Source organism: Streptomyces sp. NPDC002623, from assembly GCF_053592635.1.
The window spans coordinates 1-25253 of sequence record NZ_JBSFWB010000026.1; the positions used below are offsets into that span (position 1 = coordinate 1).

Consider the following 25253-nt stretch of genomic DNA (forward strand, 5'->3'; position numbering starts at 1 on the left):
GCCGGGGCCACCGTCTCCGAGACCCCCGGCAGCCACGCCGTCTACGTCTCCCGCCCGGCCGTCGTGGCCGCCGTCATCGCCCAGGCAGCCCAAGGAACCAACGGCCAGGCCTAGCAGCGGGACGATGCCGCCGCGTCGCGTCACCGCACCATCTCCTCCGGCCCGCAGCCGGGCGAGACCCATTCCCTCCCGACCCACCTCGAAGGAGCCCCTGATGGGCCCTGAACTCACCCGCCGCCGAGTGCTCGCCACCGGTGCCGCCGCCGCGGGCACCGCAGCACTGGGACCGCTCTCCTCACCCGCCTCCGCCGCCGACCGCTCCACGGCCGGAACCAAGCCGACCATCGTGCTGGTGCACGGCGGATTCGCCGACGCCTCCTGCTGGAACGGCGTCATCGAGCGACTCCAGCACGCCGGCTACCCGACCATGGCCCCCGCCAACCCGTTGCGCAGCCTGCCCACCGACGCCGCTTACCTCGCCAGCGTCCTCCAGTCGATCAGCGGCCCGATCGTGCTGGTCGGACACTCCTACGGCGGGGCCGTCATCACCAACGCCGCCGCCGGCATCCCCCACGTCAAGGCGCTGGTCTACATCGCCGCCTTCGTCCCCGACAAGGACGAGCAACTCGGCGTACTGATCAACAAATACCCCGGCAGCATCATCCAGGCCGCGACACGGCCAGTGCCCTACCCAGGCCCCGACGGCACCACCGGTACCGACCTGTACCTCCAGGCCGACAAGTTCCGGGCCGCGTTCGCCGCCGACCTGCCCGTGGCCACCACCCGCCTCATGCAGGCCACCCAACGGCCCTTCAGCACCGCCTGCTTCACCGACGTCACCACCACCGCCGCCTGGCACACCATCCCGTCCTGGGCACTGACGGCCGAAGCCGACAAGGCCATCCCGCCCGCGCTGCAACGCTTCTTCTACCAACGCGCCGGTGCCCGCAAGATCGTCGACGTGCCCGGCGCCTCCCACGTCGCCATGATGAGCCACCCGCGCATCACCGCCCGCCTCGTCCAAGACGCCGCCAACGCCGCCCACACCGCCCACACCGCCATCTGACCCTGCGTCCACCAGCCCCGGCTCGCACCTTCGCAGGCCGGGGCCCAGCCACCCCGGTGCGCTCGCGTCCTTCGGGGCGCTGTACGTCGTCCGGACACGGCAGTCGGGCTGACCGAACAGGCTGCCGCGACCGCCGCCGTTGACCAGGCATGTCGGCGGGGCGCGGTTAGCGGGCGGCAGTGCGGTGGGTGGTGGCGAGCGCACTGTCCACGGCGGCGGACAGTGCGGTGTTGTCCTCGTCGACGCCGGCCCAGGCGACGTGCCCGTCGGGGCGGATGAGGGCGGCCCGCACGGTGGCCCATGCGGCCGGGGGCTGGTCGAGGGTTGAGGTGTGCACCGCGAGCCCCGGCCGCGTCCGGTTCGCCAGGACGCCCGCCGTCAGGTCGAGCAGGAGGTAGCTGTCCGGGCGCAACCGGGAGAACAGGTGGTTCTCGGAGCCGGTGAAGGCCAGGTCGGGGGCGCGGGTGCCGGTGAGCGGGTGGGCTGTCGGGTCCGGCGCGGGATAGCTGACGGCGAGCGCGGTGAGACGTTCGGACAGGGCCTTGTTGAGTGCCGGCTGGGTGGCGACCAACCCGCTGAACAGGGAGCGCAGGTCGAGGCCTTCGGGGGTGAAGCAGGTCATCAGGGCGGTCTGGGCGCGGCTGTGTTCCATCAGCTGGGCGCCTATGGGGTGGCGCTCGGTGTGATAGGTGTCGAGCAGGTGGTCGGGGGCCCAGCCGCGGAGGGTGGCGGCGAGTTTCCAGCCGAGGTTGTGCGCGTCCTGGATGCCGACGTTCATCCCGACGCCACCCGCCGGGAAGTGCTGGTGGGCGGCGTCACCGGCGAGCAGGATCCGGCCTCGCCGGTACTGGGCGGCCAGCCGGGTGGCGTTGCCGAATCGGGAGAGCCAGATCGGGTCGTGCATCCCGAAGTCCTCGCCCGTGATGGCGACGGTCTTGGCCCGAAGCTCCTCCAGGCCGAGGTCGCCGGGCCGTTCCGTCGTCAGGCTGTCGGGGCTGACACCGACCACGCGGTAGCGCCCACCGGGCAGCGGCGCGACCATCACCCCGCCCCGGAGTCCGAAGGTGCTGAACCCGGGCCGCGGCGGGCTGTCAAGAGTGACGTCGCCCAGCCAGCCCAGGGCGGTGGAGGGCGTGCCGGCGAAGTCGATGCCGGCGGCGGTGCGAACGGTGCTGCGGGAGCCGTCGCAGCCGATGACGAACGCCGCCTGAAGTTCGTACGGCCCGTCCAACCCGTCCACCTGCACGGTCACCGAGTCCGCGTGCTCGGTGAACCCGGTGACGCGGTGACCGCGCACGATCTTGGCGCCGAGCGCGAGCGCGTGTTCTTCCAGTAGTTCCTCGGTGCGGGCCTGGGGCAGGGCGAGGGTGTACGGGAATTCGGTCTCCATCTCCCGGAAGTCGAGCCGGTCGTCGAGCATGGCGAAGTGGCCGCCCGGGATCGGCAGGCCCTCGGCGAGGAAGGGCTTGTGCACACTGCGCGAGGCCAGGATCTCGATGGTGCGTGGGTGGATGGTGAGGGCCTTGGAGCGCTGGTCGATGTCCACACGCTCCTCGACGACGGTGACGGAAACCCCGCCCAACCGCAGTTCGGCGGCGAGCCAGAGCCCGACCGGTCCCCCTCCGGCGATGACAGCCTGCTGTTCCATGAGCCATCCTAGGTCAGTGACCAATAAACCGTCCGCAGTAAACTAGGTCAATGACCAATAGGCAAGCGAGCGGGGACCGCGGCCCACGACTGGACCCCGGAACGGTGATCCGCACCGCGCTGGAACTGCTGGACGAGAAGGGCCTGGACGCCCTGTCCACCCGGGCGGTCGCCGACCGGCTCGGCGTACGGATGAACACCGTGCTGTGGCATGTGAAGACCAAGGCCCGGATGCTGGAGTTGATGGCGGACGCCGTCGTCGGCGAAGCCCCGCTCGACGATCTTCCGGCCCCCTGGGACGAGCGCGCCCGCGAACTGGCCCGCCGGTACCGCCGCGCCCTGCTCGCCCACCGCGACGGCGCCACGCTCGTCGTCGGCACCTACGCCGCCGAACCGCATACCCTGCGTTTCGCCGACACCCTGGTGGGCGCGTTGCTGGACGGCGGCCTGGACGAGCGTGAGGCCGCCTGGACCACGTGGGCGATCATCTACTTCACCCTTGGCCTCACCCAGGAAGGACAGGCGGCGGCCCAGCAGCCCTCGAACGGCCGTCTGGCGAACGCGGTCTCCAAGGCGGGCTACCCCGCCCTCCATCGCGTCCTCGGCCATCTCGACGCGGAATCATTCGGCGAGCGCTTCGAGTTCGGCCTGTCCGCGATCCTCGCGCGAAGGTGACCGAGGACGAGAAGACGAGCCAGAGGGGCCCCGACCGCCGAGCGGCCGAACCCCGTCCGCGACATCCACGGCAAAACCGCGGAAGTCATACGGTCGACGACGTAGAGGATGGCAGTGCGCCGCGAGGCGCGCTGTTGTTTCGGACGGAGGTGGAGGACCACCGTCGCTTCGCCGTCGTAGCGGCGAGGGGACAACGTGCGCCTTCATCTCACTGCCGGAGTGCGGGAGTTCATCGCTGCGAACCGAGGTATTCGATGGCAGACCGAGCCTCCCGGCTGACAGGCTTCGACCATGAGTCTCCAGCCCGACGGCGTGTCCGACCCTTCCTGGCTGGGCAAGCCGATCGACGCTCGCCCACTGTTCGGGCCAGAGCTGGCGTCACTCCTCGACCTGCTACGCGGTCTGCGGCGCAATGAGTGGAGCAGGGCTGCGGTCCCGGGCTGGACCGTGCACGATCTTGTCGCGCCGATCACAGCCCCATCGAGATCATCGAGGCCCTGGAACTGGCCGGGACCCAGGTCGCCCGTCAATTCGAGGGTGACGACCTCGACGCAACGGGCCTGGGAGTGTCCTGGGCAGGGGCCGACCCGGCGCCCAAGTGGCTGGACGTCGCCCGGGAGTTCACCGAGTACTGGACCCACCGCCAGCAGATCCGCCACGCCACCGGGCGGGACACCGATCCGGAGCCCAACGCTCTGTCCACGGTCCTGGACGCCTTCATGAGGGCCTTGCCCCACACACTGCGTGACACGCCCGCACCCGCCGGGACACAACTCCAGGTGGTCATCGATGAGCCGGCCGTCGGCACCTGGACCGTGACCGCCACGGCGGACCGCTGGTCACTGGCCGAAGCACCCAGCGGCCGGCCGACCGCATCGGTGCGGCTCGACCCAGAGACCGCCTGGCGACTCTGCACCCGCGGCATCGATCCCGGCACTGCCCTCGCCCGGGCCCGCATCAGCGGAGACCGCCAGATCGCCGCCCAGCTCGCAGCCGAATACGGCTATGTCAACCGCGTTCTGCCCGAAGGTGAGCTGGACGATTTCGTCGACGCCTTCGCCCGCCGCATCGCTGGATTCGACAAGGCCGCGATCTCCGGCACGAAGGAGTTCGTCGACGCGGCCAGCCGAGTCCGGTCCGTTGGGGCACGTACGGCATCAGGCCACGCTCCGCTGGTTGTCGACGAGCGCGGTCTGCCGTGCGGCGGCCGGCCCCAGCAGACTGCCGCCCGCATTCGAGGCGGCGGCCACCGGCGTCAGCCGGCCGGACTGCAGACCGTCTGTCGCCGCATCCAGCCCGGGCAGTCCGAATGCGGGGCCGTCGGCCGGACCGGTGGCGAGCACGGCAGGCTAGGCTGAGAGGTTGCTGTTCGTACCGTGGAAGTTGCCGTGGGAGTTGCCGTGGATGTCGACCTGCGCAAGCTGCGCTACTTCGTGGCCGTGGCCGAGGAGTCACACTTCGGCCGGGCAGCCGAGCGGTTGCACATCACACAGCCGGTGCTTTCCCGGCAGATCCGGGCCCTGGAACACGAATTGGGCGCGCAACTGTTCACCAGGGGCAAGCAGTCCACCGAGCTGACGGCCGCCGGCCGCCAGCTGCTGGAGGACGCCCGGCCCCTGCTGGCCTCCGCCCAGGCGCTCGGCCGCCGCGTCCAGCGGGCCGCGCAAGGGGTGTCCACGTTCACGGTCGGATTCATGCCTGGAATCACCGTGACCGGCGCCGTGCGGGACTTCACCGCCAGGCACCCCGAGCTGGACGTGCAGGTGGTGCGCACCTCCTGGGACACCCAGGTCCAGGCCGTGCACGAGGGCCTCCTCGACGTCAGCTTCGTGCGGCTGCCGGTCGAACGCCGCGGCCTGACGCTGCGCCCTGTCTTGCGCGAGCCGCGCGTCGCCGTCCTTCCGTCGCATCACCGCCTGGCGGGCAAGAAGTCCATCGGCATCGCGGACCTGGCCGCCGAACACCTGCTCCAGGACCCCGACGCCGTCCCCGAGTGGCGGGACCTCCCCGACCGGATCGACGACGAGGAGGCCGGCGCGCGGCCCGCCTTCGGCAGTGTGGAGGAGAAACTGGAGCATGTCGCGACCTCGGGGGGCGTGCTGGTCCTTCCCTTGTCGACCGCGGCCTACTACACCCACACCGACGTCGCCCACGTGCCCATCGACGACATCGGCCCCAATGAGGTCTGTCTTGCCTGGAGCGCGGACCGGCACTCTGCACTGATGTCCGAGTTCGCCGACGTCACCGCCGCCCAGTGCTGATGCCCCCAGGGCATCAGCACTGACAGAAGAGGTCTTGGACGCCCATCGCAGCGTGGCCGCAGGGTGGAGGAGCGGCAGGATTCCCGCCGCATCCGACATCCGAAAGGACCGTGAGGACAATGAAGGTCTTCATCACCGGCGGCTCCGGCTACATCGGCCGCTCCGTCATCGCCGCGCTGATCCGACGCGGCATCGAGGTGACGGCGCTGGCGCGCAGCGAGCAGTCCGCTCGCACCGTGTCGGACCTGGGCGCTACTCCCCTGGTGGGGTCGCTCACCGACACCGATGTCCTGCGGGAGGCCGCCGGCCGGGCCGACGGCGTGATCCACCTCGGGGTGGACTACTCCGAGGGCACCGCGGACGTCGACCGCGCCGCGGCCGAGGCGATGCAGGACGGCGCAGGGAGCCGGCCGTATGTGCACACCGGCGGGGTGTGGGTGTACGGGGACACCGACGGGGTCGTGGACGAGGACGCCCCGCTGAACCCGCCGGGCATCACCGCCTGGCGGCTGGACAACGAGAAGCGCGTGCTCGCCCGGGCCACCACCGGAGAGCACCCGGTGGTGGTGATGCCCGGGCTGGTCTATGGCCGGTGCGGAGGGCTCGCGCAGTCGTTCTTCGTCGAGCCGGGGCGTGCCGCAGGCGCTGTCCCCTGCATTCGGGACGGCTCCGCCCACTGGGCACTGGTCCACGTCGACGACATCGCCGAGCTGTACGTCCTGGCCCTGAACGCCCCGGCCGGCGCCGTCTACGCAGGGGTCAGCGGACAGAACCTCCCGCTCGCGGACATCACTCTGGCACTCAGCCAGGCCGCCGGATGCCCGGGCAGGATCGACTCGCTGTCCCTGGACGAGGCCGTACAGCAGATGGGCCCGATCGCCGAGGCGTTCGCCCTCGACCAGCAACTCACCGGCGCCCGGGCCCAGCGCGAGCTCGGCTGGACGCCCACTCGGCTCGACGCCCTGGCTGAACTCTCCCAGGGCTGAGGCCCCCGGCAGAACTGACGCGGGCTCAGCCAAATGAGGGGAGACATCCAGACGGCTCCGACGCCGTCACCGCCAGGGCCGAGATCAAGGAGTCGGAGTCCCGCCGTCTGCCTCTTGCGGTCGCATGAAGTCGAGGTCGTCGCCCCACGCGTCCAGCACCTCGCCGTGTCCGGCCTCCCGGGCCGCTGTCTCGACGAGGCCGAAAAGCTGCCGTTGCAGGGTCACGTCACCCGTGGCGGAGATGCGGTCCACGGCACGGAGCAGCACGTCGGTGTCCCAGCCCGGCAGCGGATCCCGGGCGAGTTCCCACTCCAGGTACTTGTTGTAGGGGCGGGGGCGACGGTCGAGAGCGAAGAGCAGTTCGAGCAGGAGTCGCATGCTGTCGGCTGCGTCGAGGCGAGCGGCGAGAGCCCGGCCGTCCCGGTGGTTCTTGACGGAGCGGTAGAGGGAGTTGGTGTAGGCGTCGAGCCATCCGCCGGAGTCCCGGAAAGCCTCATCGGCGTCCAGCCGAGCCCAGTCGGCAAGGATGCGGGCGATACCTCCGTCGAGCCGGTCGAGCACGATCCGGGCACGGGCGAGGGCGTAGCGCTCCCAGCCGGGCATCCCGGCCCCACGGAACTCGGTGAGAGTGACGACGACGAGGTCGAGCCCGGCGCTGCGGTGACCCGCGAACCGGGTCAGATCGGTCCTGGCGTCATCGGCGACGACCGCATACAGGTCGTGGTCGGAGTACGGGGTGACCATGCCGTCGTGGGCTCGGGACCCTTTGAGGACAAGGCCGACGACGGCCGGATCAGCGGCAGCGAGTTCGACGAACGCGTCGTAGGTGAGGGGCTGCTGAGCAGTCAAGGTGTGGATCTCCGGTGAGGTGAGACGGGAATGCCTGCCGGGGCGACCCCGTTACGAGGCGCCCACACCGTCCGCGGCTGCACGTGGCTGCACGTGGCTGCCGCCCGGGAGATCAACGCACATCTCGACTCTATCGCCCGCCCCGCCCCGGGGCCCGTCCCGCCCCAGCCCGGCCCGGCCCGGATTTCCTGGTGCGGGGTGTCCGAAGTCTCGGGTGCCCCGCACCTTCACTGTTACGATTCAGTGATGCTTGCCGCCCGGTCGGGCGCACCGTATCGGCTTGTCCGACATGTTCTCCAGGAGGCTCCCGTGGCGCGCAGGACCGGCCGGGTGACGGCGACCGACGTCGCCAAAGAGGCAGGGGTCTCCCAGACCACGGTCAGCTATGTGCTGAACGACGTGCCCAACCAGAAGATCTCCGAGCAGACCCGGCGCAGAGTCCTGGACGCGGTGGCGAAGCTGGGCTACAAACCGTCGGCCGCCGCCCGCGCGCTGCGCCTGGGCCGCAGCGATCTGGTGCTGATGTTCCTTCCGGACGTTCCGGTCGGCGGCACCCTGACGGCCCTGGTCGAGCTCCTCGGCGACGAGTTGGAGCGGCACGGCCTGAACCTCGTCACCCGGCGCGAGCGGCACACCCCGCTGGAGTCGCTGTGGCGGGAACTCATGCCGGCGGCCGTGATGACGACCTTCGACGTCTCCGCCGAGGACGCGGCCAGCATGCGTGCGGCCGGCATCCACGTGGTCAGCGCCGGGATGAGCCCGACGACCGACCCGGGCGTCCTGACCATCCCCCAGCAGCTCATCGGTGCCATGCAGGTCGAGCGGCTGGCGGCGACACGGCACTCCCGCATCGGCTACGCCGCTCCCGGGGATCCCCGGCTCGAGGGTTTTCTGGCGCTGCGGCTCGACGGCGCTCGTGCCGCCTGCGCGGAACGCGGTCTGGAACCCCCTGTCGTGCTCGAGGTGCCCCTCGACATCTCGGCGGCCGCGGCGGCCGCCGAGCAGTGGCATGCGGCCGTCCCCGCCGTCACGGGAGTCTGCGCCTACAACGACGAGACGGCTTTCGCCCTCCTCGCGGGCATGCGCAGGGTGGGCCTGGCCGCCCCCGGCGACCTGGCCGTGATCGGCGTCGACAACGACAAGCTGGCGCCGTTCGCGATGCCGCCGCTGACGACCATCGACAACAACCTCGACGTCCTCGCGGGCCGCGCGGCCCGGATGATCGTCAACGGCGTGACCGGCCGATCGCTGCCGACGCCGCCCCAGGTGACCCCGCTGAGCCTGGTGGTACGCGAGTCGGCCTGACGCCGACCGCTCCGCTTCCCGGCGCCCCACTGCACCGCCCCTCCGGTTCCCGGTTTCGGCGATCCGGCTTTCGGCGATCCCGCTATCCCTCTATCCGGCGATCCGGCGATCCGGCGATCCGGCGATCCGGCGATCCGGCGATCCGGAGAAAGCTGACGCACGAGTCTTGTGGTCCGCCAAAGTGCGGGGCTACGTTACCCATACGTTTCACTTGTACGTATCAGTACGCATCACCACGTCCGCTCACCCCACCGAAAACGGTGGAAGCGAACGGCCCTTCCACCAGGGACGGCTGACCGCCAAGAACGGTCCAGGCCGCGTCAGGACCTGGTTTCCCCTACCTCCGAGGCCCTTGAGGGCGGCTCGCTGCCCGACGCCGCCCGGTCATCCACTCACCAGCGGAGCACCCATGCGAAGAATCGCGCTGACGGCCGTATCGGCTGCCCTGATCTTGTCCTCGGCCGCATGCGGCTCGGGCTCGGGCTCCGGTTCGGGCAAGGCGGCCACCGGCGGCACCCTCACCCTGGCCCCCCTGGTCGCGGCGCAGCCGTGGGACCTGGCCGACGCCGGACTCGGCAACAACGCGCAGTACTACCAGCCGGTGTACGACTCGCTGCTCCGGCTGTCCCCGACGGCCGAGGTCAAGCCCAACCTGGCGACCAAGTGGTCGTACGACGCGGCCCGCACGGTGCTCACGCTGACCCTGCGCACCGGCGTCAAGTTCACCGACGGCGCCGCCTTCGACGCGGCGGCGGTCAAGGCCAATCTGCTGCACACCAAGGAGGGCAGCAACGAGGCGGCGGGCCAGCTCAAGGGCATCAGCGGCGTCGATGTGGTCGACGCCACCACGGTCGCCATCAAACTCTCGGCCCCCGACCCCTCGTTGGTGCCGAACCTCGGCAACGTGGCCGGAATGATGGCCAGTCCGCAGGCCATCACCGCGGGGACGCTCAAGACGGCCCCGGTGGGCTCCGGCCCGTACACCCTGGACAAGTCCGCGACCACGGCGGGCAGCACGTACACCTTCGTACGCAATCCGGGCTACTGGAACAAGGCCGCCTTCCCCTTCGACAAGGTCGTCCTCAAGCCGCTGACCGACCCGACCGCCGTGCTCAACGCGCTGCGCTCGGGACAGGTCAACGGCGCCCTGCTGGCCAGCGCCAAGAACGTCGCGCCGGCCAAGAGCAGCGGGCTGAACGTCACCAAGTACACGTCCGGGGACATCGAGGGCGTGTACATCTGGGACCGCGAAGGGAAGATCGTCAAGGCGCTCGGCGACGTCCGGGTCCGCCAGGCCCTGAACTACGCCTTCGACCGGTCCACGATCGTCAAGACGGCGAAGCAGGGACTGGGCAAGGCCACGACTCAGATCTTCAACCCCGCGAGCTCGGCCTTCGACAGCTCGCTGGACTCCACGTACTCCTACGACCCGGCGAAGGCCAAGCAGCTGCTGTCCGAGGCGGGTTACCCGAACGGCTTCTCGGTCACCGTGCCGGACGTCTCGGCGGTCTTCCCGGACCAGCAGGCGGCCATGATCCAGCAGCTCGAGGACGTCGGGATCAAGGTGAAGGTCGACAAGATCCCGGTCGCCCAGTTCATCAACGCCCTCCTCGCGGGCAAGTACGCCCTGTCCTACATGACACTGGCCTCCTTCAACCCCTGGGACACCATCCAGATCGAGGTCGCCAAGACCGCCCTGTGGAATCCGCTGCACACCGAGGACGCCAAGGTCACCGACCTCATCGACAAGGCCCGGTCGGCGACCGGCGCGGCCCAGGACGCCCTGTTCAAGGAGCTCAACACCTACCTCGTCGACCAGGCGTGGAACGCGCCCTGGGACTCCGTGGAGAGCACCTACGCGACGACCAAGAACGTCACCTTCACCCCGCAGGCGTTCGCCGTCGTTCCTCCGATCTACAACTTCAAGCCCACTGGCTGACCCGGTCGGCGAGCCGGGCGGGAACGTTTCTTCCGATCCCGCCCGGCCGCCGATGAACACCGGTCAGGGAGAGGCAAGGTGGAGAGACTGATGATCGTTTTCTTGATCCGGCGCATCGCCGCCGGGCTGGTCCTGGTCCTGGTGATCGCGACCACGACCTTTGCGCTGATGGGCCTCACCGGCTCCGATCCGGTGCGCCAGATCGTGGGGCAGACCGCCACCCAGCAGCAGGCGGCCGCCAAGTCCGCCGAACTCGGGCTCGACGATCCCTTCGTGGTCCGCTACGGGCACTGGCTCGCGGACGCGGTACACGGCGACCTCGGCAGCTCGTGGTTCAGCAGCGAGTCCGTGACGAGCTCACTCGCCAACAAGCTGCCGGTCACCCTGTCGATCGTGCTGGCGGCGCTGCTGCTGTCGGCGGTGCTGAGCACGGTGCTCGGCGTGGCCGCCGCCGTCCGCCGGGGGGTGCTGGACCAGTTGGTGCAGTTGCTCGCGGTCCTCGGGTTCGCCGTGCCCAGCTTCCTGGTCGCCCTGGTGTTCGCCGTGGTGATCGGCGTCGACCTGGGCTGGCTGCCCGCGACCGGCTACGTGCCGCTGGCGGACTCGGCCGGCGGCTGGCTCCGGTCGATCACCCTCCCGGCGCTGTCGCTCGCCGTCGGAGCGATCGCCGCCACCGCCCAGCAGGTGCGCGGCTCCATGGTCGACGTCCTGCGCGCGGACTACGTGCGCACGCTCCGCAGCCGTGGCATCAGCGAGCGCAGTCTGCTGTTCCGGCATGCGCTGCGCAACGCCGCCCCGGCCGCGCTGACCGTGCTGGCGCTGCAGTTCATCGGTCTGGTCGGCGGCGCGGTGGTCGTCGAGAAGGTGTTCGGCCTCAACGGGATCGGCAGCCAGGCGACGACCGCCGGATCCCAGGGCGACACCCCGGTGGTCATGGGCGTCGTCGTGGTCATGGTCGCCCTCGTCGTGGTGGTCAACATCCTGATGGACCTCGCGTACGGATGGCTCAACCCGAAGGTGCGTGTCGGATGACGCTCCCCCAGTCCGCAGCAACGCCGGACACGATCGCCCTCGCCACCGCCGCACCCGGGCGGGCGGGCCTCCTGCGCCGCCTCCTGCGCAGCCCAGCCGCCGTGACCTGTCTGGTAGTCCTCGCGCTCATCTCGCTGGCCAGCCTGTTCGCGCCGCTCCTGACCAGCCAGGACCCGGCCCACACCTCGCTGACCGACAGCCTCGCCCCGGTCAGCGGACGGCATCCGCTGGGCGGTGACGGCGTCGGCCGCGACGTCCTGTCCCGACTGCTCTACGGCGGGCGCACCAGCCTGCTGGGAGCCCTGATCGCGGTGGCCGTCGCCCTGGTGATCGGCGTGCCCGCCGGTCTGGTGGCCGGCTACTACCGCAAGTGGTTCGACGCCGTCAGCAGCTGGCTGGCCAATCTGCTGATGGCCGTGCCGGCGATCATCGTGCTGTTGGTCGTGATGTCCGCGGTGGGGCAGAACACCTACGTCGCCATGGCGGTCTTCGGCGTGCTGATGTCCCCGGGCGTCTTCCGGCTGATCCGCGCCTCGGTGATCTCCGTGCGCGAAGAGCTGTACGTGGACGCGGCGCGGGTGTCCGGTCTGGCCGACCCCCGGATCATTCGCCGGCACATCCTGCCCGTCGTGCAGGCGCCGACCGTCATCCAGGCCGCCCAGATGCTCGGTCTCGGCATCGTCATCCAGTCCGGCCTGGAGTTCCTCGGCCTGGGCTCGGCGACCCAGGCGAGCTGGGGCTCCATGCTGAACGACGCCTTCGCCAACATCTACACCAAGCCGGTCCTGATGGTCTGGCCCGGACTGGCGCTCGCGGTGACCGTCGCCGCGTTCGGCCTGCTGGGCAACGCCCTTCGGGACGCGCTGGACGGCAGCACGGCGACCGGTCGGAAGCCGCGCCGTGCCACGGCCCGCAAGCAGGCCGCAGAGAAGCAGACGCCGCCCGTCACACCCGGCATGAGCACGTCCGAGACGGACGACGCCCTGCTCGTCCTCGAAGGCCTGAAGGTCTCCTATCCGACGACCGAGGGCGAGAAGACCGTCGTCGACGGAGTCTCCCTGACGGTGCGTCGGGGTGAAGTCCTCGGACTCGTGGGGGAATCGGGCTCGGGCAAGAGCCAGACCGCCTTCGCCGTCCTCGGCCTCCTGCCCCGGGAGGCCCGGGTCGCCAGCAGCCGGCTGGTGTTCGACGGCACTGAGCTGGGCGGGCTCGGGCGCGCGGAGATGAACCGGTACCGCGGCCGCCGGATCGCGTATGTGCCGCAGGAGCCGATGTCGAACCTCGACCCCTCCTTCCGTATCGGCGCCCAGCTGGTCGAGCCGGTGCGCCGGCACCTCGGGGTGTCGGCGGCCGAGGCGAGGACGAAGACTCTCGGCCTGCTGGAGCGGGTCGGCATCGCCGACCCGGAACGGGTCTTCCACTCCTATCCGCACCAGATATCCGGCGGCATGGCGCAGCGCGTCCTCATCGCCGGCGCGGTGTCCTGCGAACCGGACCTGCTGATCGCCGACGAGCCGACCACGGCGCTCGACGTGACCGTGCAGGCCGAGGTGCTCGACCTGGTGCGGTCCCTTCAACGCGAGCGGAACATGGGCGTGATCCTGGTGACCCACGACTTCGGCGTGGTGGCCGACATCTGCGACCGCGTCACGGTGATGCAGACCGGCGCCGTCGTGGAGTCCGCACCCGTACGGCAGTTGTTCGCCGATCCGCAACACCCGTACACCCGCATGCTCCTGGCGTCCACGTTGGAGGACGCCGCGCCGCGATCCGCGCTCGGCCGCCCGGTGTCGGTGGGCGTCGCAGGGCCCGCGAACAGCGCAGCGATCACGAACACCGCACGTCAGGAGGGTCCGGCATGACCGGGACACTGGACAAGGAACTCCCGGCGGAACCCCTGCTGGTCGCCGACGACGTGGTCGTGGAGTACCCGTCGAAAGGCTGGCGCAAGCCGCCGTTCCGGGTGCTGAAGGGGGTGTCGATCGCCATCGGCGCGGGCGAGACCCTCGGGCTGGTCGGCGAGTCCGGATCGGGCAAGACCACCCTGGGCCGGGCCGTCCTCGGACTGGCCCCGGTCGCCTCCGGCACCGTCCGCTACCGCGGCAAGGTCATCTCGGGCCTGGGCAGGAAGGAACGCCGGGCGCTCAGCGACGACATCCAGGTGGTGTTCCAGGATCCGTACACCTCGCTCAATCCGGCGATGACGGTGAACGACATCCTCAGCGAGCCGCTGAGAGTCGCGGGCACCTCTCGGACTGCGGCCGAGCAGCGCGTGAAGGACCTGCTCGACCAGGTCCGGCTGCCGGCCGACGCCGGGGAGCGGCTGCCCCGGGAGTTCTCCGGCGGCCAGCGGCAGCGCATCGCCATCGCCCGGGCGCTGTCCCGGGACCCGCGGGTCATCGTGTGCGACGAGCCGGTCAGCGCGCTGGACCTGTCGACCCAGGCCCGGGTGCTGGATCTGTTCGTCGAGATCCAGGAGCGCACCGGCGTCGCCTATCTCTTCGTCACGCACGACCTGTCCGTGGTCCGGCACATCAGCCATCGGGTGGCGGTCATGTGCGGTGGCGAGATCGTCGAGACCGGGGACGCGGCGACGGTCACCACCGCGCCCGAACACCCCTACACCCGACGGCTGTTGCTCGCCGCGCCGGTGCCGGACCCGGAGCGCCAGGCGGAACGCCGGGCCGAGCGTCGGCGACTGACGGCGGCCGACTCGTCCCCGGGCGCCTCCGCAGCCGTATCCACGATCGCTTCCCCGAACGCGTCCGCCGACGCCTCCACCAACGCTTCCACGATCGCTTCCACGTCGGGAGACCGAGCATGACCCTGTCCAACCCCACCGTCCCCGGCTTCCACCCGGATCCCAGCGTCACCCGTGTCGGCGACGACTACTACCTCGCCTGTTCGAGCTTCGAGTACCTCCCCGGCCTGCCGCTGTTCCACAGCCGCGACCTGGTGAGCTGGGAGCCGATCGGCCATGTGGTGACCCGGCCCGGGCAGCTCGCGGTGGAGAAGGTCCCCACGCTCGGCGGCGCGTGGGCGCCCACCATCCGGTTCCACGACGGCCGCTTCTGGCTGGTCGTCACCGACGCGATGGGGCGCGGCAGTCTGATCTTCACCGCCGAACGCGCCGAGGGGCCCTGGTCCGACGGCGTCGTCATGCAGGGGGTGTCCGGTATCGACCCTGACCTCGCCTGGGACTCCGACGGCACCTGTTTCGTCACCTACTCGGGTCTGCAGCTCGACGGCGACCGGGCCGGCGAGCATCTGGGCGTGCAGCAGGTCCGTATGGACCTGGAGACCGGTCGGGCCCTCGAAGCACCCCGGTCGCTGTGGTCGGGTACCGGACTGATGTTCCCCGAGGCCCCGCACCTGTACGAGATCGACGGCACCTGGTACCTCCTGATCGCCGAGGGCGGCACCGAGCGCGGGCACTCCGTGAGCATCGCCCGGGCCGCCCGCCCGGACGGCCCCTTCGAGGGTTGCCCGGCCAATCCGGTGCTCAGCGCCCGCAGCACCGACCGGCCCGTCCAGAACACCGGCCACGCCGATCTGGTGCGCACCCCCGACGACGGCTGGGCGCTGATCCTGCTGGGCATGCGACCCCGCGGTCTGACCAGGGCTTTCTCCCCCATGGGCCGGGAGACGTTCAGCACCGCGCTGGAATGGGTCGACGGCTGGCCGGTGGTGCAACCGGTCCAGCTGACCGCGCCCACCGGACCGGTCGAGCACCACGACGACTTCACCGGCGCAGAACTCGGCCTGGAATGGCTGTCCATCCGTACACCGGCCGCCGACTGGTCCTCGCTCACCGAGCGCCCGGGCCACCTCGTCGTGCACGCCGACGGCTCCACCATGGACGACCCGCGGCCGCGTTTCGTCGGCCGCCGCCAGCAGCACGAGTCGGCCGTCTTCTCGGTCCGGGTGGACAGCGCCGACGGAGTCGGCGGGCTGAGCCTGCGGATCGACGAACGTCACCACTACGACATCGAGGTGGGCGCCGGCGTCGCCCGTGCCCGGGCCCGGGTGGGCGGGCTCTGCCAGACCTGGGAGCAGCCGCTTCCCCCGGGTCCGGTGACCGTGCGGATCGAGACCGAGCCGGTCGGCGGCATGGGTCTCGACGCCCTTGGCCCGGACGTGGTCCGGCTGTCCGTCGTTCCCGACACCGGCACTGGCACTGACTCCGGCAACGGCACCGGCACGGGCACCGGCACCGGCCCGGTCGAGCTCGCGGCGCTCGACGGCCGCTATGTCTCCGCGGAGACCGCGGCGTCCTTCACGGGCCGAGTCGTCGGCATGTACGCAGCCGAAGGCTCCGTCGCCTTCGACCGGTTCAGCTACCGGGGCGAGGACTGACGCCTTCATCCCGTCCAAGAAAGCCGACCGGCACCTGACAGAAAGTCACCAGCACCGTATGGGCACCTTCTTCCCGCGCATGCTCTTCGGAGCGGCCTACTACACCGAATACCAGCCCTACGAGCGGCTCGCGCAGGATCTCGATCTGATGGCCGAGGCCGGGTTCGGCGTCATCCGGGTCGGCGAGTCGGTCTGGTCGACCTGGGAACCCCGCGAGGGGCAGTTCGACCTCGACTGGCTGCAACCGGTGCTCGACGCCGCCCACGAGCGCGGCATCAAGGCGATCGTGGGCACCCCGACCTATGCCGTCCCGCCGTGGCTGCGCCGCAAGTACCCGGAGACAGCGGCCCGTTCGGGTACCGCGGAGACCATCCCGTACGGCATGCGGCAGGACGCGGACTACTCGCACCCCGCGTTCCGGCATCTCGCCGAGCGGCTGGTCCGCAAGATCGTGGGGCGCTACGCCGACCATCCGGCGGTCATCGGCTGGCAGGTCGACAACGAGCCCGGGCTGCGCATCTTCCACAACGACTCGGTGTTCCAGGGCTTCCTCGACCACCTCCGCGAACGCTACGGCGACGACGTCGAGACGCTCAACCGCCGCTGGGGGCTGACGTATTGGTCCCACCGGTTGCAGGATTGGGCGGATCTGTGGACCCCCGACGGCAACTCCACCCCGTCGTACGACCTCGCCTGGCGGCGCTATCAGTCCCGGCTGACCCAGGAGTACATCACCTGGCACGCCGAGCTGGTCCGCGGCCTCGTGCCGGAACACCACTTCGTCACCACCTGCGTCGCCCTCGGCCAGCAGGGCCTGGACATCTCGGCGATCGGCCGGCCGCTCGACGTCGCCGGGGCGAACATCTACTACGCCACCCAGGAAGGGCTGGCCCTGCCGGGTCCCGACGAGCCGGAGGGCGGCCTGTATCCGTTCTTCGTCGCCTGGTCCGGCCCCGCCTGGCTCTACCTCCAGAACGACATGGCGCGCGGTATCCGCCAGGAGCCGTTCCTCGTCATGGAGACCAACGCCACCTCGATCGGCGGCTCCGCGGACAACTTCCCCTTGTACCGGGGCCAGGCCCGCCAGGCGGTGTGGAGCATGGTCGCGCGCGGCGCGCGGATGATCGAGTACTGGCACTGGCACTCGCTGCACTACGGCGCGGAGACCTACTGGGGCGGCATCCTCGGCCACAGCCTGGAGCCCGGCCGGACCTACGAGGAACTCTCGGTGATCGCCCGGGAGTTGCAGCAGGCCGGGCCGGCGATCGACGGTCTGCGGCCCCGCAGCGACGTCGCGCTGCTGCTGTCCGCCGACAGCCGTTGGGCCATGGAGTTCATGGCCCCGCTCAGGGGGAACGCCCCCGCCTGGTTCGGCGATCCGCAGTCCTACGACCGCATCGTCGCCGCGTTCTACCGGGGGCTGTTCGACGCCGGGCTGTCCGTCGACGTCGTCTCCCCGGAGCAACTGCCCTCCGACCCAGAGGAGTTGGCAGCCCGCTGGCCGGTGCTGGTCGTCCCGGCGCTGTACATCGCGGACGACGCGACCCTCGATCTGCTGCGCCGGTACGCCGAAGCCGGCGGCCATCTCGTCCTGACCCCTCGTACCGGCTACGCCGACGAGGAGGCCGTGGCCCGGCACACGGTCATGCCCGGAGTGCTGCGCCCCGCCGCGGGCGCGTATTACCAGGAGTTCACCAATGTGCTGACGCCGGTCACGATCACCCAGGGGGACGGAACCGCCCTCCGGGGGCAGGCCACCGCATGGGCCGACGGGCTGATCGCGGACGGCGCCACGGTTCTCGCCGGGTACGACCATCCGCACCTGGGCCAGTTCGCCGCCGTCACCACTCACGAGCACGGCGGCGGCCGGGTGACGTACGTCGGCACCGTCCCGGACCGTGAGCTCTCGCGCAGCCTCGCGGAGTGGGTCGCCGCGGTCTCGCTTGCGTCCGACGCCTGGCGCGAGGACCGGTCGGCGTCCGTCACCTGCACGTCCGCCGCCACCGCCGACGGGGCCGTCCTGCGCTTCGTCCACAACTGGGCCTGGGAGCCGGTCGACTACCGCTTGCCGGGCGACGTCCGCGACCTGTTCACCGGGGCGGACCTCGCCGCCGGAAGCGCGCTCACGCTCGGCCCCTGGGACGTCCGGATCCTCGTCGAGCGCGCAGCCGACGCCCCCGTGGCGCCCGTCTCCCCCATCGACCCCACCGACCCCATCGACTCCACTTCTTCGAGGAGGACGCCGTGACCCGGCAGCCCACCACCGACGCCCCGTCCGCGGCCGACGAGGCCGAGTTCGCCCGGCGCCTCGGCGCGCTCACCCTGGAGCAGAAGGTGAGACTGCTGACCGGCGCGGACTTCTGGTCCCTGCATCCCGAGCCCGCCGTCGGCCTGCGCCGGCTGGTCGTCTCGGACGGCCCCGCCGGAGTCCGCGGCGAGCTGTGGGACGAGCGCAGCCCCTCCGCCAACGTGCCCTCGCCGACGGCGCTGGCCGCCACCTGGGACGAGCCGCTGATCGAGCGGCTGGGCGGACTGCTCGCCCACGAGGCACGCGCCAAGGGCGTGGACGTCCTCCTGGCCCCCACCGTGAACCTGCACCGCACCCCCTACGGCGGCCGGCACTTCGAGTGCTTCAGCGAGGACCCGCTGCTCACCGCGCGGATCGGCGTCGCCTACGTCCGGGGCGTCCAGGACGGCGGCGTCGCGGCCACCGTGAAGCACTTCGTCGGCAACGACTCGGAGACCCAGCGCATGACGCTCGACGCGCGGATCGACGAGCGCGCCCTGCGGGAGCTGTACCTGACGCCGTTCGAGCACATCGTCGGCGAGGGCCGCGTCTGGGCCGTCATGGCCGCCTACAACGGGGTCAACGGGCACTCGATGACCGAGAGCCCGCTGCTGCGCGAGGTCCTGCACGACGACTGGGGCTTCGACGGGCTGGTGATGTCGGACTGGTTCGCCGTGCGCTCCACCGAGCCGTCGGCGCGCGCCGCGCTCGACCTGGTGATGCCCGGCCCGATCGGCCCGTGGGGCGAGGCGCTGGTCGCCGCCGTACGCGAGGGCAAGGTCGACGAGGCACTCGTGGACGACAAGGTGCTGCGGCTGCTGCGCCTCGCCGCCCGGGTCGGCGCGCTGAGCGAGATGCCCACCACCGGCACCGCCACCTCCGCCCGGCCGCCGGAGCACGACGCCGTGTCGGTGGCGGCCCGGCTGCGCGAGACCGCCGCCGCCGGGTTCGTGCTGGCCCGCAACGAGGACGCCGTGCTCCCGCTGGACCGCGCGGCCCTGAGCCGAGTCGCGGTCCTGGGGCCCAACGCCGCCGTGGCCCGCACCCTCGGCGGCGGCAGCGCCACCGTCTTCCCGCCCCACACCGTCTCCCCGCTCGACGGCATCCGGGCCGCTCTGGGGGACGACGTCGAGGTCGTCCACGGAATCGGCGTCACCCCGCAGACCCGCACACCCGTCGCGACGCTGTCCCATCTCCGCCACCCGGACGGCTCCGGCGAGGGCACGGAAGTGCGCTTCCTCGCCGCGGACGGCACCCTGCTCGGCTCCGAGCGCCGCGCCGGGGCCGCCTACACCTGGATGGGGTCCTACGGCCCCGGTGTGCCCGTCGGCCAGGTCGCCCGGGTGGAGGTGCACACCGTCGTCCGCGCGGCCGACGCCGGACGGTACGCACTCGGCGGCTCGGGCATCGGTCGCTTCCGGATGTCCGTCGCGGGGGCCGAGGTGTTCGACGTGACCCTGCAACTCCCGCCGGGCGCGGACCTGGTGGAGGGGCTGATGACTCCGCCGCAACGGCTCCACGCCGTCGATCTCGCTGAGGGCGAGGAGACCGAGGTCGTGCTCACCCACGACATCGTCTCCGTCTCCGCGGGCGACGCCATCGGCGACGCGGTCACCATGTTCCAGCTCAACCTCCAGCCACCGCAGGGCAGCGACGACGAGGAGATCGAGCGGGCCGTGGCGCTCGCCCGCGCGGCCGACGTCGCCGTGGTCGTGGTCGGCACCACCGAGGAGGTCGAGAGCGAGGGCTTCGACCGCGACAGCCTGGCCCTGCCCGGCCGACAGGACGAACTCGTCCGCCGGGTCGCCGAGGCCAACCCGCGTACCGTCGTGGTGGTCAACTCCGGGGCCCCGGTGCTGCTCCCCTGGGCCGAGGAGGTGGCGGCGGTGCTGCTGGCCTGGTTCCCCGGGCAGGAGTTCGGCAACGCGCTCGCCGATGTCCTGCTGGGCGTGGCGGAGCCGGGCGGACGGCTGCCGACGGTCTGGCCCGCGTCCGAGCGGGGACTGCCCGCCACCGAGCCGGTCGACGGCGTCCTCGCCTACGACGAGGGGCTGTTCATCGGCTACCGGGGCGCCGGCCGTGCCGACCGGCAGCCGCCCCGCTACGACTTCGGCCACGGACTCGGGTACACCACCTGGGAGTACGTCTCGATCGACGTCCAGGGCGCGGAGCGGCCCGACGCCGACTGCACGGTGAAGGTACGGATACGTAACAGTGGCACGCGGCACGGCAAGGAGGTCGTGCAGGTGTACGCCGGCCGTCCGGGCGGCGGCGTGGAGCGCCCGGTCCGCTGGCTGGCCGGCTTCGCCGTGGTCGAGGCGGCGGCCGGCGAGGAGGTCGTCGCGACGGTGACGGTGGACGCGCGGGCGTTCCGGCACTGGGACACCGAGGCGGGCCGCTGGGCCGTCGAACCGGGGACCTTCACGCTGGAGGCGGGTCCGTCGTCGGCTGTCCTCCCGCTCACCGCCGACATCGCCGTCGCCGTCGGCCGGAAGTGAGCCGGTCATGACCGACAAGCGAGCGAAAGCGGAGCCCGTGGTCGCCCCCTGGCGGCAGACCGAGATCACCCTGACCGGCGCGCGCGACTACGCCAACCCCTACACGGACGTCGACGTATGGGCCGAGTTCACCCATGAGTCCGGGACCGCACTGCGCCGCCCGGCCTTCTGGGACGGCGGCCGGACCTGGAAGGTCCGGTTCGCCTCCCCGGAGCCGGAGGGCCGCTGGACCTGGCGCAGCGGGAGTTCCGTCGCGGACGCAGGGCTGTCCGGGCAGAGCGGTACGGTCGTCGTCCGCCGCGCGGCAGACGACGGCGACGCCTTCCACCGGCATGGCTTCTGGCGGATGTCGCCCGGCGGACGCAGCCTGGTGCACGCCGACGGGACGCCCGCGCTGCTGGTCGGCGACACCGCCTGGGCCCTGCCCTGGCGGGCCACCGAGGAGCAGGTCACGCAGTACGCCGCCGACCGGCGGGACAAAGGCTTCAACGCGGCCCTGCTGATGACCGTCCAGCCCGACATGGACGCACGCGGGCCACGCGACCGCACCGCCGACGAGGGCTTCGACGTCGGCTTCGAGGATCTACCCACCGGTCACGTCAACGTGCTCAACCCGGCCTACTTCCAGTACCTCGACCGGCTGACCGGCATCCTCCGCGACCACGGGATCGTCCCCGTGCTCCAGCCGCTCTTCCACGGCTTCGGTTGGAAGGGCCTGCGGGTGGCGGGCCCGGTCGTCCCGCCGCAGGAATACGCGCGCTACTGCCGCTACCTGGTCGCCCGCTACGGCGCCGCCCCCGTCGTCTACCTGGTCGGCGCCGACGGCGAGGGCGGCGAGCCGCAGATCGCGGCGGGCGGCGCCGAGGTCGGCCGCTGGGACGGCTACGGCCAGCCCTGCGGCATCCACTACCGTCCGCACTCCGACAACCGCGCCCACCAGAGCGAGAGTTGGCTGCACTTCCAGTGGTGCCAGACCGGCCATATGGGCGGGCACGTCCAGGAGCGGGTCGCGGACATGTGGCGCAACACCCCGCCCAAAGCGGTCGCCAACGGCGAGCCGACGTACGAGAACACCGGCCGCCCCGGCCGGGCCGCGGGCTGGTGGCAGGGACACGAGGCCTGGAGCAACCTCTGCGCCGGCGGCACGATGGGCGTGGTCTACGGCGCGGCCAGCCTGTGGCAGTGGCGGCTGCACACCGCCGAACCCGGCCACGAAGAGTTCTTCCTGGCCAAGGACGCGGGCTGGCGGGAAGCGCTCGACTTCGAGGGCTCACGCCATGTGGGACTCATCTCCCGGATCCTCGACGGCCTTCCGCTCACCGACATGCGGCCGGACTGGCGGTCCGCACTGGCGCCCCGGGGCCTGTCCGTGCCCGGAGTGCTGTACCTCTGCTACGCGGAGGAGGGCGGCCCGCTGTTCGTCACCGATCCGGCGAACGTCCCGCTCCCCTATCGGGTGGTCGATCCCCGGACCGGCGAGACCATCCGCGAGGGCGTGCGCGCCGGTGCCGGGGACCCCGTCCCTGACGAGGGCGGTGCCCCACGGGTGTACATCTGCCATGACCCGAACCGGAGTTGACGCCCGTGCAGGTCACACCGCCCGCCTTCGAGCACCACCGCGAACCCCTGGGCATCGGCGAGTCCGCTCCCCGCCTGAGCTGGCGCACGGTCACCGACGCCACGGACTGGCGGCAGGCCGCGCACCAGGTGGAGATCATCGCCGCCGACGGCACGGTCCTCGCCGACACCGGACGGGTGGCGTCCGCCGAGTCCCTCCTCGTCCCCTGGCCGGGGCGGCGGCTCGGCTCCCGGGAACGCGTCGGCGTACGCGTACGCGTCTGGGGAGAGGAGGAGGACGAGCCGTCGCCCTGGTCGGACGTGTCGTACGCCGAGACCGGCCTCCTTATGCCCGCCGACTGGACCGCCCGCCCGGTCACCCCGGACCACGCCCCCGCGGGTGAGCCGCTGCCCGTCGCGCTGCTGCGCCGCGACTTCGCCCTCACCGGCCGCGTCGCCTCGGCCCGGCTGTACATCACCGCGTACGGCGTCTACGAGGCCGAGATCAACGGCGTGCGCGTCGGCGGCCACGTCCTGGCCCCCGGCTGGACCTCCTACGCGCACCGGCTGCGTTACCAGACCTTCGACGTCACCCCCTTGCTGCGCACCGGCGAGAACACCATCGGGGCACTCCTCGGCGAGGGCTGGTACACCGGGCGACTGGGCTTCCACGGCGGCAGACGCAACATCTACGGCGAACACCGCGCGCTTCTGGCCCAGTTGGAGATCGTGTACGCCGACGGCACGATGCGGACCGTCGTGACCGACGAGCACTGGCGCACGGCGGAGGGGCCCGTGCTGCGTTCGGAGATCTACGACGGTGAGGCCTACGACGCGCGGCGGGAGCGGCCGGGCTGGTCTGCGCCCGGACACGACGCGTCCGACTGGGCACCCGTCCGCGAACTCCCGCCTCCCGTGGCGGAGTTGGTCGCACCGACCGGTCCCCCCGTCCGGCGCACCCAGACCGTCGCCCCGGTCTCGGTCACCACGACACCGTCCGGGAAGACCGTCCTGGACTTCGGCCAGAACCTGGTCGGCCGGCTGCGCATCCGCGTCTCGGGGGCCGCAGGGCATGAGGTCACCCTGCGCCACGCGGAGGTGCTGGAGGACGGCGAACTGAGCACCCGTCCGCTGCGGTTCGCCGCCGCGACGGACAGCTATGTCCTGCGCGGCGAAGGCGTGGAGACGAGCGGAGGTACGAAGACGAGCGAGGGCGTGGAGACGAGCGAGGATGTGGAGACTTACGAGCCTCTCTTCACCTTCCACGGCTTCCGGTACGCCGAGATCGGGAACTGGCCCGGACCGCTCGACCCCGCCGACGTCGAGGCGGTCGTGCTCCACACGGACATGGCCCGCACCGGCTGGTTCGAGTGCTCCGATCCGCTGGTGAACCGGCTGCACGAGAACGTCGTGCAGGGCATGCGCGGCAACTTCCTCGACGTCCCGACGGACTGCCCGCAGCGCGACGAACGCATGGGCTGGACCGGCGACATCCAGGTCTTCGCGCCCACCGCGTCCTTCCTCCACGACTGCGCCGGCATGCTGGTCGGATGGCTGCGCGACCTGTCCGCGGAGCAACTGGCACGGCCGGACGGCGTGCCGCCCCTCGTCGTCCCCGACGTACTGCCGACCGCGTTCCAGGGCGTGGGCGCGCAGGCGGTGTGGGCCGACGTCGCGGTGCTCCTGCCGTGGACCCTGTACCAGCGGTTCGGGGACCTGGAGGTGCTGCGCGCCCAGTACCCGAGCATGCGGGCCTGGGGCGAAGCCACGATCCGGCTCACCGCCGAGGGCGACGGGCTGTGGCGGCAGGACTTCCAACTCGGGGACTGGCTCGACCCGCAGGCCCCGCCGGACCGTCCCGGCGAGGCGCGGACCGACGGCGACCTGGTCGCCAACGCGTATGTGGTCCGCTCGGCCGAGGTCCTCGCCGAGACCGCCGAACTCCTGGGCGACAAGGGCGACGCGGCCCGTTTCCGCGCGCACGCGACTGCGGTGCGCGAGCGATTCGCCGACCACTTCGTCACCCCTGACGGCCTGCTGTCCTCGGACACCCAGACCGCCTACGCCCTGGCCATCGCCTTCTCCCTGCTGCCGACGGAACGCCAACGGCGGGGCGCTGCCGAACGGTTGGCGCACATCGTGCGCCGCGCGTCCTTCCGTATCGCCACCGGTTTCACGGGCACACCGCTGATCTGCGACGCCCTGTGCGCGGCGGGCGAACCGCAACTCGCCTACCGGATGCTTCTGGAGAAGGACTGCCCGTCGTGGCTGTACCCGGTGACCATGGGGGCCACCACCGTCTGGGAGCGCTGGGACTCGATGCTGCCCGACGGCACCGTCAACCCCGGCGAGATGACCTCCTTCAACCACTACGCGCTCGGTGCCGTCGCCGACTGGCTGCACCGTACGGTGGCGGGTCTCGCCGCCGCCGAACCCGGCTGGCGGCGGCTGCGCATCGCCCCGGTCCCGGGCGGCGACCTGACCTGGGCGAAGGCGTCCCACGACACCCCGTACGGCAGGGCCGAAGCGGGCTGGCGCATCGAGGGCAGCGAGGGAGACACCCTCGTCGTCGAGGTCGTGGTCCCCCCGAACACCCGGGCGGAGGTCCGACTCCCCGACGGCAGAGACCCGTTCGAGATCGGCTCGGGACGCCACACGTTCCACTGTCCCTACACCGCCCCGGCCTGGCCGCCGACCCCGATTCGCCATCCGTAAAGCAGGTCGAGTGCGGCAAGGGGGTCAGCTCAGGTGAGGAGTTTCGCGAGCCGGGCCATCTCGGTGGGCGGGTCGATCAC

General features: G+C 71.4%; 16 protein-coding genes and 1 pseudogene. 15 read left to right on the forward strand and 2 right to left on the reverse strand.

The window, feature by feature from the left end; all coding sequences use genetic code 11:
• The first annotated feature begins 214 nt into the window (after positions 1 to 214).
• Positions 215 to 1066, forward strand: coding sequence for an alpha/beta fold hydrolase (locus tag ACWD4O_RS35220; protein WP_451286244.1), 852 nt, complete (start codon positions 215 to 217; stop codon positions 1064 to 1066).
• 166 nt (positions 1067 to 1232) lie between these two features.
• Here ACWD4O_RS35220 and ACWD4O_RS35225 read toward each other — a convergent pair whose 3' ends face one another.
• Positions 1233 to 2714 (reverse strand): FAD-dependent monooxygenase, encoded by a 1482-nt coding sequence (locus tag ACWD4O_RS35225; RefSeq protein WP_451286245.1) that lies wholly within the window; start codon positions 2712 to 2714, stop codon positions 1233 to 1235.
• A 50-nt stretch (positions 2715 to 2764) separates the two neighbouring features.
• Between ACWD4O_RS35225 and ACWD4O_RS35230 the strand changes: the two genes are divergently transcribed.
• From ACWD4O_RS35230 to ACWD4O_RS35245, 4 genes and pseudogenes are all read left to right on the forward strand, one after another.
• Positions 2765 to 3388 (forward strand): TetR/AcrR family transcriptional regulator C-terminal domain-containing protein, encoded by a 624-nt coding sequence (locus ACWD4O_RS35230; protein ID WP_451286246.1) that lies wholly within the window; start codon positions 2765 to 2767, stop codon positions 3386 to 3388.
• 291 nt (positions 3389 to 3679) lie between these two features.
• Positions 3680 to 4368: pseudogene (locus tag ACWD4O_RS35235) on the forward strand (maleylpyruvate isomerase family mycothiol-dependent enzyme); the annotation flags it as partial.
• 420 nt (positions 4369 to 4788) lie between these two features.
• A complete protein-coding gene (locus tag ACWD4O_RS35240) occupies positions 4789 to 5649 on the forward strand; it encodes a LysR family transcriptional regulator (RefSeq protein WP_451286248.1) in 861 nt (286 codons plus the stop codon).
• Positions 5650 to 5768: 119 nt separating this feature from the next.
• Positions 5769 to 6635 carry an NAD-dependent epimerase/dehydratase family protein gene (locus ACWD4O_RS35245; RefSeq protein ID WP_451286250.1) on the forward strand — a complete coding sequence of 289 codons (867 nt, stop codon included), beginning with the start codon at positions 5769 to 5771 and terminating at the stop codon, positions 6633 to 6635.
• Positions 6636 to 6719: 84 nt separating this feature from the next.
• Here ACWD4O_RS35245 and ACWD4O_RS35250 read toward each other — a convergent pair whose 3' ends face one another.
• On the reverse strand, positions 6720 to 7484 hold the full coding sequence (locus ACWD4O_RS35250; protein ID WP_451286252.1) for a hypothetical protein: 765 nt from the start codon (positions 7482 to 7484) through the stop codon (positions 6720 to 6722).
• Between the two features lie 309 nt (positions 7485 to 7793).
• On the opposite strand from ACWD4O_RS35250, the gene ACWD4O_RS35255 reads away from it, so the two are divergent.
• The 10 genes from ACWD4O_RS35255 to ACWD4O_RS35300 all read left to right on the forward strand — a co-directional run bounded on the left by ACWD4O_RS35255 (position 7794) and on the right by ACWD4O_RS35300 (position 25173).
• Entirely contained in the window at positions 7794 to 8789 is a 996-nt protein-coding gene (locus ACWD4O_RS35255; protein ID WP_451286254.1) for a LacI family DNA-binding transcriptional regulator, read from the forward strand.
• A gap of 409 nt (positions 8790 to 9198) precedes the next feature.
• Positions 9199 to 10728 (forward strand): ABC transporter substrate-binding protein, encoded by a 1530-nt coding sequence (locus ACWD4O_RS35260; RefSeq protein ID WP_451286256.1) that lies wholly within the window; start codon positions 9199 to 9201, stop codon positions 10726 to 10728.
• Positions 10729 to 10818: 90 nt separating this feature from the next.
• Positions 10819 to 11760 carry an ABC transporter permease gene (locus ACWD4O_RS35265; RefSeq protein ID WP_451286258.1) on the forward strand — a complete coding sequence of 314 codons (942 nt, stop codon included), beginning with the start codon at positions 10819 to 10821 and terminating at the stop codon, positions 11758 to 11760.
• The gene (locus ACWD4O_RS35270) at positions 11757 to 13622 is read left to right on the forward strand and encodes a dipeptide/oligopeptide/nickel ABC transporter permease/ATP-binding protein (protein ID WP_451286259.1); all 1866 of its coding nucleotides are present in this window, start codon (positions 11757 to 11759) and stop codon (positions 13620 to 13622) included. Before ACWD4O_RS35265 ends, ACWD4O_RS35270 begins: the two co-directional genes overlap by 4 nt.
• Positions 13619 to 14584, forward strand: a complete 966-nt coding sequence (locus ACWD4O_RS35275) for an ATP-binding cassette domain-containing protein (RefSeq protein ID WP_451286261.1) — start codon at positions 13619 to 13621, stop codon at positions 14582 to 14584. The genes ACWD4O_RS35270 and ACWD4O_RS35275 overlap by 4 nt, the downstream gene beginning before the upstream one ends.
• Positions 14581 to 16116 carry a glycoside hydrolase family 43 protein gene (locus ACWD4O_RS35280; protein ID WP_451286263.1) on the forward strand — a complete coding sequence of 512 codons (1536 nt, stop codon included), beginning with the start codon at positions 14581 to 14583 and terminating at the stop codon, positions 16114 to 16116. Before ACWD4O_RS35275 ends, ACWD4O_RS35280 begins: the two co-directional genes overlap by 4 nt.
• A 58-nt stretch (positions 16117 to 16174) precedes the next feature.
• Positions 16175 to 18364 carry a beta-galactosidase gene (locus ACWD4O_RS35285; protein ID WP_451286265.1) on the forward strand — a complete coding sequence of 730 codons (2190 nt, stop codon included), beginning with the start codon at positions 16175 to 16177 and terminating at the stop codon, positions 18362 to 18364.
• Entirely contained in the window at positions 18361 to 20901 is a 2541-nt protein-coding gene (locus tag ACWD4O_RS35290; RefSeq protein ID WP_451286267.1) for a beta-glucosidase, read from the forward strand. Before ACWD4O_RS35285 ends, ACWD4O_RS35290 begins: the two co-directional genes overlap by 4 nt.
• Before the next feature lie 7 nt (positions 20902 to 20908).
• Positions 20909 to 22480, forward strand: coding sequence for an apiosidase-like domain-containing protein (locus tag ACWD4O_RS35295; protein ID WP_451286269.1), 1572 nt, complete (start codon positions 20909 to 20911; stop codon positions 22478 to 22480).
• A gap of 5 nt (positions 22481 to 22485) precedes the next feature.
• Positions 22486 to 25173: a family 78 glycoside hydrolase catalytic domain gene (locus ACWD4O_RS35300; RefSeq protein ID WP_451286271.1), complete on the forward strand. Its 2688-nt coding sequence runs from the start codon at positions 22486 to 22488 to the stop codon at positions 25171 to 25173.
• The last annotated feature ends 80 nt before the right edge of the window (positions 25174 to 25253 follow it).

What these genes read in the sequence shown, in the direction of transcription:
- ACWD4O_RS35220 (WP_451286244.1), top strand. Translation starts at nt 215, where the DNA reads ATGGGCCCTGAACTCACCCGCCGCCGAGTGCTCGCCACCGGTGCCGCC.
- ACWD4O_RS35225 (WP_451286245.1), bottom strand. Translation starts at nt 2,714, where the DNA reads ATGGAACAGCAGGCTGTCATCGCCGGAGGGGGACCGGTCGGGCTCTGG.
- ACWD4O_RS35230 (WP_451286246.1), top strand. Translation starts at nt 2,765, where the DNA reads ATGACCAATAGGCAAGCGAGCGGGGACCGCGGCCCACGACTGGACCCC.
- ACWD4O_RS35245 (WP_451286250.1), top strand. Translation starts at nt 5,769, where the DNA reads ATGAAGGTCTTCATCACCGGCGGCTCCGGCTACATCGGCCGCTCCGTC.
- ACWD4O_RS35260 (WP_451286256.1), top strand. Translation starts at nt 9,199, where the DNA reads ATGCGAAGAATCGCGCTGACGGCCGTATCGGCTGCCCTGATCTTGTCC.
- ACWD4O_RS35265 (WP_451286258.1), top strand. Translation starts at nt 10,819, where the DNA reads ATGATCGTTTTCTTGATCCGGCGCATCGCCGCCGGGCTGGTCCTGGTC.
- ACWD4O_RS35270 (WP_451286259.1), top strand. Translation starts at nt 11,757, where the DNA reads ATGACGCTCCCCCAGTCCGCAGCAACGCCGGACACGATCGCCCTCGCC.
- ACWD4O_RS35275 (WP_451286261.1), top strand. Translation starts at nt 13,619, where the DNA reads ATGACCGGGACACTGGACAAGGAACTCCCGGCGGAACCCCTGCTGGTC.
- ACWD4O_RS35280 (WP_451286263.1), top strand. Translation starts at nt 14,581, where the DNA reads ATGACCCTGTCCAACCCCACCGTCCCCGGCTTCCACCCGGATCCCAGC.
- ACWD4O_RS35285 (WP_451286265.1), top strand. Translation starts at nt 16,175, where the DNA reads ATGGGCACCTTCTTCCCGCGCATGCTCTTCGGAGCGGCCTACTACACC.
- ACWD4O_RS35295 (WP_451286269.1), top strand. Translation starts at nt 20,909, where the DNA reads ATGACCGACAAGCGAGCGAAAGCGGAGCCCGTGGTCGCCCCCTGGCGG.